Raw genomic sequence first — 12,634 nt, forward strand, 5'->3', positions numbered from 1 at the left:
GTGTTCGACCTGCGCCCGGCCGCGATCATCCGCGACCTGGACCTGCTGCGCCCGATCTACGCGCAGACCGCCGCGTACGGCCACTTCGGTCGCCCGGAGCTGGACTTGCCTTGGGAGCGCACGGATCGCGCCGACGCCCTCAAGCAGGCGGCCACCGACTGAGCCCCACCGGGCGGGCCACTCGCGGGTGGCCCGCCCACCGGCCTCAGTTGGGGTGGTCGCTGAGGATGGCCTCGCCCTTGGTCAGCCAGGACACGCCGAAGGCGACGATCGCGATCGACTCCAGCCACAGCGCGGGCCGCATGCCCGCGGTGGCCGCGTCGAAGAGCCAGACGCTCGCCGCGAGCAGGCCCAGGCACGCCAGCATGATCACCCCGCAGGCCAGGTACACCCGGTTGCGGGCCCGCTTGGCCGGGGTGGGCGTCGGGTCGTCGGAGCGGCGGAACAGCACCAGGCTGAAGTACGCCAGCGACAGGAAGAACACCACCGAGCTGACCAGGTGCAGCAGGCTCACCAACCCGTCGCCGCCCATCGGGTGCGCCGGGGCGGTCGGGAAGATCGCGACGCCGACCGCGGCCACCGCGGCGATGTTGGACACGACGTTGTCGATCGGCTCGTAACCCCGGTAGGAGAACAGGAACACCCCGACCGCGCACATCGCGCCGACCATCAGGTCGCGCACCTCGCTGTAGTAGTAGCCGCTGATCGACAGCCGCATGCCGTCGCCGAGGACGAGGTTGCCGACGATCAGCACGACGGGCAGCCCGAGCCCGATCACCCCGATCGCGCGGCGCAGGAACAGGTACGAGTGCACCAGGGTCTGGTGCGGGGAGCTCCGGTGGGTGGGTGTCGCGACCATGGCCGCCTCCGGGGGGAGTGTTTCGCGCTGGTTGACGAAAAGATAACTCCCCGGTCCGGTTTTTACCCCGACAGGGCCCGCAGAACCGCCCTTTCGGCCCTGCTCGGCCGCGTCCCGACCAGCTCCGGGTGCCCGGGCAGCGGCGGGTGCGGCAGCGGCGGCGCGCACAGGAAGTCCGGGTGCGGGTAGAGCACCGTCCCCAGCGTCGTGACCGCGCGGCCAAGCGTGGCGCGCCAGTCCCGGATCAGCGTCGGCATCCCGGGATTCTGGCGCGCCCGCGGGCCCCGCGCGCCCCTTCTCGAATCGTGGACGGTTGACCGCGCCGCGAAACGGGTACCCCGCGGGAAGCCCTGATCCCCGACGAACACCAATCACGAGCCTGCCGACGGCGGGTGGATGGGAGGTCGATCATGGGATCTCTGCGCAAGAGCGTCGCTGTGGCCGCGATCGCGGCGGCGACGAGCACGGCGGGTCTGGTGGCGGTGGCCCCGCAGGCGGCGGCTTCTCCAGCCCCGTGCAGTCCCGCCGCCCGGGCGTGCGTCGCGTTGGGCGCCAACGCCGCGTGGTTGATGAACGGCGGGGCGGTGACCTACGGGTCGGTCCCCATCACCAGCGGCAAACCCGGCTACCGCACGCCGAAGGGCAGCTTCAAGGTCACCTACAAGGACATCGACCACTGGAGCCACTCGTTCAACGGCCCGATGCCGTTCTCGGTCTTCTTCACCACGACCGGGGTGGCGTTCCACGAGGGCAGCCTCTCGCAGCTCTCGCACGGCTGCGTCCACCTGTCCCCGGAGGCGGCGCGGGTGTTCTACGACAGCCTCGCCCCGGGGGACGTGGTCGAGGTGGTCGCCTAGGTGTCCGAAGGCGGGCCCGGGAGATCCGGGCCCGCCTTCGTCTGTTGTTGCGGTGCTGGTCGACGCGGGTTCACCGGGGTCTGCGACGGTGCGTCGATCGGTGTCGGCGTGGCACCAGTGGGGGAGAAGTCGCAGATGGGTCGTGTGGTGGTGCTCGCCGTGCTGCTGCTGGTCGGGTCGTCGGGCACCGCGTGGGCCGACTCGTCGCAGGTGGGCTCTTCCCAGGTGGGCTCTTCCCAGGTGGGCTCGTCGCAGACCGCCGCCGCGCAGACCGGCATACCGCAGACGGTCTCGGTGCAGGTGGTGGACGGTGACCTGCTGCTCTCGGTCGAGCGCGGTCCGGTGACCCTGCCCGAGCCCCACTTCGCGGGCTCCTGGTACACCACGGCGGGGACGCTGCCCGGGGTGACGGTGGTCGACACCAGGGCGGCCGACCCGGGGTGGAGCCTGTCCGGCCAGTTCGACGACGAGTCCGGGGGGACGCCGCTGTCGTGGACGCCCGCGGTGGTCGCCCAGTCCGCGGTGCAGGTGCTGACCCTGGGGAAGTCGACCATCGGCATGCGCGGCAGCGGCCTGCTGGCGGTCGCCGACCCGGCCGCCGGGCGCGGGACGGCACGGCTGACCGCGGGATACCGGCTGCTGCTCCCCGCGGCGGCCGGGTACGAGGCCACGTTGACTCTGACCGTCATCTAGTCCGTTCGTCGTTCACCCGCGGGCGCACCACCGTTCACGCACGTGTGCGAGGTTGCCGCGTCATCGGGAAACTGGGGAGTGTTGCTGTGGGTAGACCTCGTTCTGTCGTCCTGTGCCTGGCGCTCGTGGGGCTGCTGGTGGGTGCGCCCCCGGTGGCCGCCCAGGCCGGGCGGCTGGTGGGGGCGGGCACGACGACCGTGAACACCCTGGTCCAGCAGTGGCGGACCGCGGTGCCCTCGGTGACCTACGCCGGGATCGGCGCCGCCGCCGGGCTGACCGAGTTCGACGCGGGGCGCGCGGACTTCGCCCTCTCGGAGTTCACCGCGGCCGAGGCGGGGGTGAGCACGACCCGGCCGAGGCGCTACGTCCCGATCGCCGCCCAGGGCATCAGCATCGTCTACAACGTGACGGTCGACGGCTACCGGGTCCAGGGCCTGCGCCTGCCCAGCGCCACCATCGCCGACATCTTCACCGGCGTGGTGACCAGGTGGGACGACCCGGCCATCGCCGCGCTGAATCAGGACATCCCCCTGCCCCCGCTGCCCATCCGGCCGGTGGTCCGGGCCGAGGCCGCCCCGGTGACCGCGCGGTTCACCGAGTGGTTGGACGCGACGCAACCCGAGCGGTGGAACGCGTTCTGCCCGGGCTGCTCGACCACGAGCACCTACCCGAGCGCCCCGGGGATCACCGCGATCGCGGGAGCGCTCGGGGTCGCCAACCACACCCGCCAGACCAACGGGACCATCGCCCTGCTCGAACGCTCCTACAACCAGTCCATCGAACTCCCCCAGGTCATGCCGCCGGACGGCCGCGGTGCATTTGTCGCGCAGACGCCGGACTCGGTCCAGGTCGGACTCGGCCAGGCGCGCCAGGTCGCGGACGGGTCCTTCGACTACCGGTCCATCCACGCCAACCCGGTCCGCGGCGCCTACCCGCTCGTCATGTACGTCTACCTGGTCGTACCCACCACAGTGGACAGTGAGCTGCGCGGGTTCGCCGAGTACGCCCTGTGCGAGGGGCAGGCCAGCGGGCTCGTCCTGGGGATGACACCCGTGCCGCAGGCCCAGGTGGCGGCGAGCGCGGTCGCGGTCGGTGCCACCTGCGGACCCGACCGGCCATCGCAATCGCTGTGGACCGAGGTCGAGGCGGGGGAGTTGCTGATGTCGGTCGAGGCGGGCGGTGTCGCGCTCCCGGCGCCGGTGATGGCCCCGGACGGCTCGATCCTGACCACCTCCGGCCGTCTGCGCACCATCACCATCACCGACACCCGCGCGGGCAACCCGGGGTGGTCGCTGTCCGGCCAGCTCACCGACTTCACCGGCCCGTCCGGCACCATCGCCAGGTCCAACGCCGCGTGGACGCCGATGGTCCTCGAACAGGCCCCTGGTCAGGTGATCACGCCGGGCGCGGTCACCGACCTGTCGACCGCCCGGCTGCTGGCCGTGGCCACCAAGGGCGCGGGCACCGCGAGGCTGACCGCGCGCCTCGACCTGTGGGCACCCACCAGCACCGCGGCGGGTGACTACACGGCCCTGCTCACCCTCACCGCGATCTGACCCGGCCGTCGACCAGTTCGACGACCTGGTCCACGCCTGCCAGGTGGGTGCGGTCGTGGGTGACGAGCACGGTCGCGGTGCCGTGTTCGCGGGTCTTGGCGGTGATGAGGTCGACGATGGCGGCGCCCCTGGCGTGGTCCAGCGCGCTGGTCGGCTCGTCGACCAGGAGGACCTGGGGGCGGTTGACCAGGGCGCGGGCGATGTTCACGCGTTGGCGCTGACCACCGGAGAGCTGGTGCGGGCGGCGGTGCGCCAGGTCTTCGAGGCCCACCTCGGCGAGCAGGGCCGCGTCGCCGCGTCGACCGTCCAAGTGGGACATGACGCGGAGTTGTTCGGCGGCGGTGAGCGCGGGCAGCAGGTTCGGTTGCTGGAACACGATCCCGATCGAGCGCCTGCGCAGCGCCGTGAGCGCCGAGCGGCCACGGCCGTCGACGCGGTCGCCGCCGATGACGACCCGCCCCGAGTCCGGCCGGACCAGGGTGGCGGCGACGGCGAGCAGGCTCGACTTGCCGGAACCGGACGGGCCGAGCACGGCGGTCACGGTGCCCGCGGGGACGTGCAGGTCGACGGCGTCGAGGGCGGTGAGCCGCCGGTCGCCGTCGGGGTAGGTGAGGGTGATGGCGTCCAGGGTGAGGCTCATCGGGCACTTCCCAGCGCGGTCAAGGGGTCCACCGAGGTGACCCGGCGGATGGCGAGCGCGGCCCCCAGGAGCCCGAGGCCGACGAGCACGGCCGCGGGAGCGGCGAGCGTGGCGAGGTCGAGCACGAACGGCGCCGCGTCCCCGAGCAGCGCGCCGACCGCCGCGGCGATACCCGTGCCGACCGCGGTTCCCAGGACGAGCAGCACCGCCGCCTGACCGACGGCGTCGCGCAGCAAGTACACAGTGGACGCACCGAGCGCTTTGAGCACCGCGATGTCCGGTGAGCGCTGGATGGTCCACACCGTGAAGAACGCGCCGACCACCAGCGCCGAGATCGCGAACAAGAACCCGCGCATCAACACCAGCGACCCGTTCTCCGCCGCGAACGACCCGATCCGGCCCACGGCATCGTCGAGGCCCTCGGTCGTGGTCCCGATCCGCTGGTCCGCCGCCGCGATGTCGCAGTCCGATGTGGACAGGACCAGGACCGAGAACCCGCTGCCCGGCTCCATCGGCACCCACACGACCGGCGCGTGGCTGAAGTACTCGGTGTCGTTCGCCACCCGCACCACGGACGTCCTGTCACCCAGGGTGATCCGCTCCCCGTCCCGAACCCCCAACTCCCGCGCGACCGCCGCCGCCACCACGGCACTCCCCGGCTCGACGTCCCGCAACCCCGACCCGACCGGCACGGCGAACACCGCGACCCCCGCGCTCCGCCCACCCGCCTCCGCCCGCCCCATCTCCACCCGCAACGGCTCCACCCGCCGCACCCCCGCCGTCCCGGCCCACGCCCGCGCGCTCCGCTCGTCCAACCCGGTCCCCCCGAACCCCGCGTCCTGCCCGGCGAACACCACGTGGTCCCCGACCAACCCCAGCACCGCCGACGTGTTCCGCCCCGCCAACCCCGCTGTCAACCCCGACAACAACCCGACCAGCACGGTGATCAGCACGACCACCCCCACCAACAACCCGAACCGCCCCCGCGCGAACCACAACTCACGCCACGCCACGAACACCAGCCACCTCCTCCACCTCGGCCCCACCACCACGACCACCGTCCGGTGCGGTGCCATCAGCCTGCCGCTGGGGAAGTGCCGCGACATCGGTCCGGCGATCGCTTCCCGGTAGCCGCCCGGTGTGGTCTCGGCTCAACCTTTCGATTGATGCCGCCGCACGGCCGCGCGGTTACGCTGGCGGCATCGTGAGCTCAGTGGACTCCCGGGCGTCCGCCCGTCTTCTCACCGCGGGACCCGACCTGCTGGGGGTGGCTCTCGTCGTGCTTGCCGCGGTGCGGGATCCTCGGCCCGCTGTCCTTGTGCTCGTGGCTGGGCTTGTCGGGTGTTTGGTTCCCAGGTCGCGGTGGACGTTGGTGCTCTTGGGGATCCTGTGGGTGACGCTGCTCGCGGTGACCCCGGGTGCGGTGTGGTTCGCCTTCCCCTTCTACTTCCTGCTGCTGCGTGCGCTCCCGATCCGGGTCGCCGCGGCGGGTGTGGCGGTGACGGCGGTCGTGGCCGTGGCTGGGTTTGGGTGGCACCAGCACGTGCTGTCTATAGGTACGGTCATCGGCCCGCTGCTCGGTGGGGTCGTCGCGGTGGCGGCCGTGGTTGTCTATCGCGAGAGCGAGCATCGCCGGGAGTTGACCGTGGAGCTCGCCGCCGCTGAACGTGCTGCCGGGGTCTTGGCCGAACGCGAGCGGCTGGCCAGGGAGGTGCACGACACGCTGGCGCAGAGCCTGTCCAGCATCCACCTCCTACTCAGCGCCGCCCAACGGGGCGACACCGCCCGGCACGTCGACGCCGCCAAGGCCGCCGCCGCGGACGCGCTGGCCGAGGCGCGGCGGTTCGTCCGCGACCAGAACCCGCCCGCACTCGACGGCGGCTCCCTCCCCGACGCGCTGCGCCTAGCCTGCGCCGCGACCACCACGGCGGCGGGCCTCACCGTGCACTGTCACATCACCGGCACCGAGGTAGACCTACCCGCCACCCACCAACTGACCATCCTGCGCGTAGCCCAATCCGCCCTCGGCAACGTCGTCAACCACGCCGACGCCACCGAGGTCCAGGTCACCCTCAGCTACCTCGACACCGAGGTAACCCTGGACGTCGTCGACAACGGCCGAGGAATCCCCACCACCGAGCCCCCCACCGCCGGGCCCCCAGCCACCGAACCCCCGCCCACCGACCGCGGCTACGGCCTCGCCGCCATGCGAGCCAGAGCCCGAGCCCTGGCAGGCGACCTCGTCATCGAGTCCGACCCCGGCCAGGGCACCGCCATCGCCATCACCCTGCCGGTGCCCGCGTGACCCCCGCCGCAGGCCACCCCGTCGTCCGGGGCGGAGCGCGTACCGACCGGGGGCGCACCCAGGCCGCCGCGCGAGCACTCGCGGGAGAATGGCCTCGTCGACGTCGCTCGGGAAACCTTCACACCACCGTCGTCCCCGCTGCCGCCGACCACCCCACCCGGGCCATCCTGAGTCGTGAGCCGGACCTCGAGCCCCCGGACGCCGATGGGCTCACTGCCGTGGGGACCCGTGCGGTCGCGCGGACGCCCGTTGTCGACCCCGGCCAGCAGACTGTCAACGCCATCACGCCGCCGGTCCCAGCCGGCCGGGATGGAGTTCCGGGCGCTGGGGCCTCGGGTGCCGACCAGGGGTGCGGCGGTACGCGCGCGTCCACAACAGACCTCGTTGTCGACCCCGGCCAGGGCACCGCCATCGCCATCACCCTGCCGGTGCCCGCGTGATCCGGGTCCTCGTCGCCGATGACCACCCCATCGTCCGCTCCGGCCTGCGGGCCGTGCTGGGCGGAGAGCCGGACCTGGTCGTCGCCGTTGAGGTCGCGACCGCTGAGGAGGCTGTGCGGCAGGCGAGATCGGTTGACGTGGTGCTCATGGACCTGCACTTCGGCGACGGGATGTCCGGGGCGTGGGCCACGGCCGCCATCAGCGCCGACCCGGCCGGGCCCAAGGTGCTGGTGCTCACCACCTACGACACCGACGCCGACATCCTCGCCGCCATCGAGGCCGGGGCGACCGGGTACCTCCTCAAGGACGCCCCGCCCGAGGACCTGGCCGCCGCCATCCGGGCCGCGGCCAAGGGGCAGTCCGCGCTCGCCCCCGCCGTCGCGGCCAGGCTGGTGGAGCGCGTGCGCGACCCCGGCGCCACCTTGTCCGCCCGGGAGACTGAAGTGCTCGGCCTCGTCGCCGATGGACTGTCCAACCTGGCCATCAGCAGACGGCTGCACCTGAGCCAGGCCACGGTCAAGTCACACCTGGTGCACGTCTACGCCAAGCTCGGCGTGGACTCCCGCACCGCGGCCGTGGCCGTCGCCACCTCGCGCGGGTTCATCCGGGGTCACCCGGTATGACCTGAAATCCCCGGCGCAAAGCCTCAAGGGACCCCGGTGGCCGCCGATGAAGCCGTCGACACCGGACCTGGAAGCGTGGTGGAGTGTGGAAGACTTCGATGATGTGGTCCAGGAATTCCTGGTCGAGTCCTACGAGAACCTCGACCAGTTGGACCAAGACCTCGTCGCGCTCGAGCGCGACCCAACGGCGCGCGACCGACTCGCGAGTGTTTTCCGCACCATTCACACCATCAAGGGCACCAGCGGGTTCCTCGCGTTCTCGAAGCTGGAGCAGGTGACGCACGCAGGCGAGTCGCTGCTCGCCCGGCTGCGTGATGGCGCGCAGACCCTGGACCGCCGGGGCGCTGACGTCCTCCTGCGCGTCGTCGACGTCGTCCGCGCCCTGCTGGCGCAGATCGAGCGTGACGGCCAAGAGGGCGACATGGAGCTCGAGGACGTGATCGCGGAGGTCGAGGCGTGCATCGCCGGGGGCCCCGCGCCCGCGGCCAAGTCGGCGGAGCCGGTCGCCGCGACCGACACCGCGACCGACACCGAGCCCAAGGCCGACGCGGAGCCCAAGGCCGACGCGGAGCCCGAGCAGGCCCCGGTCGCCGAGACCGCCCCCGCGCAGCCGGAGACCCCCGAGGCCGCCACCCCGGCGCCCGCGGAGGAAGCCGCCGCCAGCCGCAGGGGTGTCGCCGACACCTCCGTCCGCGTCGATGTCGACCTGCTCGACAAGCTGATGCGCCTGGTCGGCGAGCTCGTGCTGACCCGCAACCAGATGGTGCGGGCCACCGAGCACGCCGGTGACCACACGATGAGCCGGGCCGCCCAGCGGCTCAACCTCATCACCAGCGAGCTGCAGGAAGGGGTCATGAAGACCCGCATGCAGCCCATCAGCCACCTGTGGTCGAAGCTGCCCCGGGTCGTCCGCGACCTGAGCAACTCCGTCGGCCGCCAGGTGCGCCTCGAGCTCGAGGGCGCCGAGACCGAGCTGGACCGCAGCCTCCTCGAGGCCGTCAAGGACCCGCTCACCCACCTCGTGCGAAACGCCGTCGACCACGGCCTGGAGTCCCCCGCGGACCGGGTCAAGGCGGGCAAGAACCCCGAGGGCACGCTGACCCTGCGCGCCTACCACGAGCACGGCCACGTCGTGGTCGAGGTCGCCGACGACGGCAAGGGCGTCGACCCGAAGCTCATCGGCGCCACCGCGGTCAAGCGCGGTCTGCTCACCGCGGAGCAGGTCGCGGCGATGGACACCGACGAGGTGCTGCGCCTGGTGTTCCGGGCTGGCTTCTCGACCGCCGCCAAGGTCAGCAACGTCTCCGGCCGCGGCGTCGGCATGGACGTCGTGCGCACCAACCTGGAGGCCATCGGCGGCGCGGTCGACCTGCGCTCCGTGGTCGGCAAGGGCACCACCTGGCGCCTGACCATCCCGCTCACGCTGGCCATCGTGCAGGCGCTGATCGTGGAGAGCGACAACGAGCGCTACGTGCTGCCGCAGATGTCGGTCCGCGAGCTCGTCTCGGTCGAGGGCCAGACCTCCGCCCGCATCGAGTACGTCTCCGGCGCCCCGGTCTGCCGCCTGCGCGGCAAGCTGCTGCCGCTGGTCCGGCTCACCGAGGCGCTCGGCGGCAAGGCCGTGCGCCCCGAGGAGAACGGCGAGGCCATCTACATCGCGGTGCTCAACGGCGAGGGCCACGAGTTCGGCCTGGTCGTCGACCGCGTGCTCACCACCGAGGAGGTCGTGGTCAAGCCGCTGGCCAGCCACCTCAAGGACGTCGGCTGCTACGCCGGTGCCACCATCCTCGGCGACGGCAGGGTCTCGCTGATCCTCGACGTGCTGGCGCTGGCCCGCAACGCCCACCTCGGCAACGCCGAGCGGGCCGCCGCTGCCGCCGCCGCGATGTCCGAGGTCAAGCCGGAGACCCGCGACCGACTGCTGGTCACCAGGGTCAGCGACCGCCGCGTCGCGATCCCGCTGAGCATGGTCACCCGGCTCGAGGAGTTCCCGGTGCAGGCCGTGGAGCGCGTCGGCAGCCGCGAGGTCGTCCAGTACCGGGGCCAGATCCTGCCGGTGCTGCGCCTCTCGGGTCTGCTCGGCTCGTGGTCGGAGGACGTCTCCGACACCGTGCCCGCGGTCGTGTACTCCTCGGGTGGCCACTCGGTGGCCCTCGCGGTGGACGGGATCCTCGACATCGTCGACGACACCGCCCCGCACGGCCCGTCCGACGGTGACGGCCTCTCCGGCTCCACCGTGATCGACGACAAGGTCACCGAGCTGCTGGACATGCGTCGGGCCATCATGGCCGCCGACCCGGACTTCCAGCTGCCCGAGTTCGTGACCCGTGACTACGTGGAGGCGTCGTGAGTTCCGTCCGGTACGCCACCTTCGAGGTGGCAGGCCAGCTCTTCGGCCTGGAGGTCAGCGAGGTCCAGGAGGTGCTCGCGTTCTCCGAGTACACCCCGGTACCGCTCGCCCCCGGCCACGTCGGCGGCCTGTTCAACCTGCGCGGTCAGGTCATCGCGGCGCTGGACCTGCGGGTCCGCCTCGGTGAGCCCGCCCAGGAGCGCACCGGCCCGGCGATGAACGTCATCGTCCGCACCGACGAGGAGTCGGTCAGCCTGCTGGTCGACCGCATCGGCGACGTGGTCGAGCTGGAGCCCACCGCGGCCGAGCCGATCCCGGACACGCTGTCCGGTCCGGCCCGCGAGCTGATCACCGCGGCCTTCCCGCTGGCCGACCGGTTGATGCTCGCGCTCGACGCCAGGGCCGCCGTCCGCGGCGAGGCCGCCTAAGAGAAACCCCTGGAGGCTCCGGGGCCCACGGGCCCCGGAGCCTCCGCTCAGGCGGGTGGGTCCGCCTCCCCTTCTTCCTCCACTCCACAGCTCAGCCGCGTCGAACGCGGCACCAGGGAAGGGCTCACGCAGATGGCTGACTCGACCTCCACGGCCGAATCCGGCGCCCGCCGCGGCGGGGTCGGCAGGTTCCTCGCCGACCGCTCGCTCGCCACCAAGATCTTCGCCGCCATCGCGCTGCCCGCCGTGGTCGCCATCGGCGTCGGCGTCCAGGGCATCGTCGCCACCGACAGCGGCGCCGACACCTCGGCCAGGCTGGGCAAGAACGCCGCCGCGGTCGGTGCCATCAGCAACTTCAACGGTGCCGCGATCACCGCCATCCAGCACCTGCTGAGCTCCTTCATCAGCACCGACGCCCTGCGGGTGCAGAAGGAGGTCGCCGACACCACGGCCGCCATCGGCGTGCTCGACGGCGCGCTGCAGAAGTTCCAGCAGGGCATCGAGGCCGACCCCGAGTACAGCGCGGTGCCGCTGGCGACGGTCAAGCGGGCCATCAACAACCTCAACCGGGTCGCCTCGGTGGTCGAGGAGCAGGTCTTCCCCGCCGCCCTCGCCGGTCAGTCCCAGGTCGCCCTCGCCCGCTACAACAACCAGGCCGGGCCCGCGCTCGACGACCTCAGCGTCGACCTCGTCGAGATGCAGAAGGTCGAGTTGGCCGCGGTCGGCACCGAGGTCGCCGACGCCGCCGCCGAGAGCGACACCGCCCGCTACACCACGCTGGTGCTGCTCGGCGCCGGTCTGCTGCTGGCACTGCTGGTCGGCTGGCTGATCATCCGCGGCATCACCCGCTCGGTGCGCGGGGTGTCCAGCGTGCTGGAGTCGGTCGCGCACGGCGACCTCACCCGCAAGGTAGAGGTCCGCTCCAGCGACGAGGTCGGCGTCATGGCGGCCGCGCTCAACACCGCGACCGCGAGCATGCACGACACCGTCACCGCCATCACCGACGGCATCCAGTCCCTCGAGGGCGCCACCCAGGACATGGCCACCATCGCGGGCCGGGTCAGCGACAGCACCGGCGAGACCTCGGCGCAGGCCGGTGTCGTCTCCGCCGCCGCCGAGCAGGTCGCCCTCAACGTGCAGACGGTCGCCACCGGTGCGGATGAGATGTCGGCGTCGATCAGGGAGATCGCGCAGTCGGCGAACGAGGCCGCTGGTGTCGCGGGTCAGGCTGTGTCGGTGGCCGCTGCCACCAACAGCACGGTCGCGAAGCTGGGCGAGTCGTCGATGGAGATCGGCAACGTCGTCAAGGTCATCACCAGCATCGCCGAGCAGACCAACCTGCTCGCGCTGAACGCCACGATCGAGGCCGCCCGGGCGGGTGACGCGGGCAAGGGCTTCGCGGTCGTCGCCAACGAGGTCAAGGAACTCGCGCAGGAGACCGCCAAGGCGACCGAGGACATCTCGCGCCGGGTGGAGATGATCCAGGCCGACACGTCCAACGCGGTGAACGCGATCGACGAGATCTCCGAGATCATCGGCCGGATCAACGACTTCCAGCTGACCATTGCCTCGGCGGTGGAGGAGCAGACCGCGACGACGACCGAGATGAACCGCAACGTCGGCGAGGCCGCCGCGGGTGTCTCGGAGATCGCCGCCAACATCGCCGGTGTCGCCGACGGCGCCACCACCGCGACGAACAGCATCAGCGAGTCCAACCAGGCCATGGAGGCGCTGACCAGGCTCTCCGCCCAGCTGCAGGACCAGGTCAACCGCTTCACGACCTGACCGGGTCGCGATCACCGGTGCGTCACCGGGTGCTCGCCTCCCCGCTCGACCAGGCGGCGCCGTCCCTCACCCCTCAGGGACGGCGCCGTCGCTGTGCG

The 12,634-nt window shown here is 72.1% G+C and carries 13 protein-coding genes; 9 read left to right on the forward strand and 4 right to left on the reverse strand.

The window, feature by feature from the left end; all coding sequences use genetic code 11:
• Window positions 1–162 (forward strand): methionine adenosyltransferase domain-containing protein (locus tag CLV68_RS32295; protein ID WP_170224717.1); only part of this gene is annotated, 162 nt, incomplete at its 5' end.
• Window positions 163–205: 43 nt separating this feature from the next.
• Here the strand turns inward: CLV68_RS32295 and CLV68_RS32300 are convergent.
• Window positions 206–859: a DUF998 domain-containing protein gene (locus tag CLV68_RS32300; RefSeq protein ID WP_121394834.1), complete on the reverse strand. Its 654-nt coding sequence runs from the start codon at window positions 857–859 to the stop codon at window positions 206–208.
• Between the two features lie 62 nt (window positions 860–921).
• Entirely contained in the window at window positions 922–1,116 is a 195-nt protein-coding gene (locus CLV68_RS33595; RefSeq protein ID WP_147460255.1) for a hypothetical protein, read from the reverse strand.
• Between the two features lie 153 nt (window positions 1,117–1,269).
• Here CLV68_RS33595 and CLV68_RS32310 point away from each other — a divergent pair, with 153 nt between their 5' ends.
• From CLV68_RS32310 to CLV68_RS32315, 3 genes are all read left to right on the forward strand, one after another.
• Window positions 1,270–1,716 carry a L,D-transpeptidase gene (locus CLV68_RS32310; RefSeq protein ID WP_121394836.1) on the forward strand — a complete coding sequence of 149 codons (447 nt, stop codon included), beginning with the start codon at window positions 1,270–1,272 and terminating at the stop codon, window positions 1,714–1,716.
• Window positions 1,717–1,851: 135 nt separating this feature from the next.
• Window positions 1,852–2,409 (forward strand): hypothetical protein, encoded by a 558-nt coding sequence (locus tag CLV68_RS33600; protein ID WP_147460256.1) that lies wholly within the window; start codon window positions 1,852–1,854, stop codon window positions 2,407–2,409.
• Window positions 2,410–2,495: 86 nt separating this feature from the next.
• Entirely contained in the window at window positions 2,496–3,965 is a 1,470-nt protein-coding gene (locus CLV68_RS32315) for a substrate-binding domain-containing protein (RefSeq protein ID WP_147460257.1), read from the forward strand.
• Here CLV68_RS32315 and CLV68_RS32320 read toward each other — a convergent pair.
• Window positions 3,952–4,605: an ABC transporter ATP-binding protein gene (locus CLV68_RS32320; protein ID WP_121394838.1), complete on the reverse strand. Its 654-nt coding sequence runs from the start codon at window positions 4,603–4,605 to the stop codon at window positions 3,952–3,954. The two genes, CLV68_RS32315 and CLV68_RS32320, sit on opposite strands and share 14 nt — an antisense overlap.
• Window positions 4,602–5,711, reverse strand: a complete 1,110-nt coding sequence (locus CLV68_RS32325; RefSeq protein ID WP_342772832.1) for an FtsX-like permease family protein — start codon at window positions 5,709–5,711, stop codon at window positions 4,602–4,604. Before CLV68_RS32325 ends, CLV68_RS32320 begins: the two co-directional genes overlap by 4 nt.
• Before the next feature lie 98 nt (window positions 5,712–5,809).
• Here CLV68_RS32325 and CLV68_RS32330 point away from each other — a divergent pair, with 98 nt between their 5' ends.
• From CLV68_RS32330 to CLV68_RS32350, 5 genes are all read left to right on the forward strand, one after another.
• Window positions 5,810–6,910 (forward strand): sensor histidine kinase, encoded by a 1,101-nt coding sequence (locus CLV68_RS32330; protein WP_246010239.1) that lies wholly within the window; start codon window positions 5,810–5,812, stop codon window positions 6,908–6,910.
• 436 nt (window positions 6,911–7,346) lie between these two features.
• The gene (locus tag CLV68_RS32335) at window positions 7,347–7,973 is read left to right on the forward strand and encodes a response regulator (protein ID WP_121394840.1); all 627 of its coding nucleotides are present in this window, start codon (window positions 7,347–7,349) and stop codon (window positions 7,971–7,973) included.
• A gap of 46 nt (window positions 7,974–8,019) precedes the next feature.
• Complete coding sequence (locus CLV68_RS32340; protein ID WP_246010240.1) at window positions 8,020–10,323, forward strand: chemotaxis protein CheW; 2,304 nt, start codon at window positions 8,020–8,022, stop codon at window positions 10,321–10,323.
• The gene (locus CLV68_RS32345) at window positions 10,320–10,751 is read left to right on the forward strand and encodes a chemotaxis protein CheW (RefSeq protein WP_121394841.1); all 432 of its coding nucleotides are present in this window, start codon (window positions 10,320–10,322) and stop codon (window positions 10,749–10,751) included. Before CLV68_RS32340 ends, CLV68_RS32345 begins: the two co-directional genes overlap by 4 nt.
• Window positions 10,752–10,883: 132 nt before the next feature.
• Window positions 10,884–12,536, forward strand: coding sequence for a methyl-accepting chemotaxis protein (locus CLV68_RS32350; protein WP_121394842.1), 1,653 nt, complete (start codon window positions 10,884–10,886; stop codon window positions 12,534–12,536).
• The last annotated feature ends 98 nt before the right edge of the window (window positions 12,537–12,634 follow it).

This window comes from Actinokineospora cianjurensis, assembly GCF_003663795.1.
Taxonomy (GTDB): Bacteria; Actinomycetota; Actinomycetes; order Mycobacteriales; family Pseudonocardiaceae; genus Actinokineospora; species Actinokineospora terrae.

Bases quoted from the DNA above. Each gene is read 5' to 3' on its own strand.
- CLV68_RS33600 (WP_147460256.1), top strand. From the start codon at position 1,852: ATGGGTCGTGTGGTGGTGCTCGCCGTGCTGCTGCTGGTCGGGTCGTCG.
- CLV68_RS32340 (WP_246010240.1), top strand. From the start codon at position 8,020: ATGAAGCCGTCGACACCGGACCTGGAAGCGTGGTGGAGTGTGGAAGAC.
- CLV68_RS32350 (WP_121394842.1), top strand. From the start codon at position 10,884: ATGGCTGACTCGACCTCCACGGCCGAATCCGGCGCCCGCCGCGGCGGG.
- CLV68_RS33595 (WP_147460255.1), bottom strand. From the start codon at position 1,116: ATGCCGACGCTGATCCGGGACTGGCGCGCCACGCTTGGCCGCGCGGTC.
- CLV68_RS32310 (WP_121394836.1), top strand. From the start codon at position 1,270: ATGGGATCTCTGCGCAAGAGCGTCGCTGTGGCCGCGATCGCGGCGGCG.
- CLV68_RS32325 (WP_342772832.1), bottom strand. From the start codon at position 5,711: ATGTCGCGGCACTTCCCCAGCGGCAGGCTGATGGCACCGCACCGGACG.
- CLV68_RS32300 (WP_121394834.1), bottom strand. From the start codon at position 859: ATGGTCGCGACACCCACCCACCGGAGCTCCCCGCACCAGACCCTGGTG.
- CLV68_RS32320 (WP_121394838.1), bottom strand. From the start codon at position 4,605: ATGAGCCTCACCCTGGACGCCATCACCCTCACCTACCCCGACGGCGAC.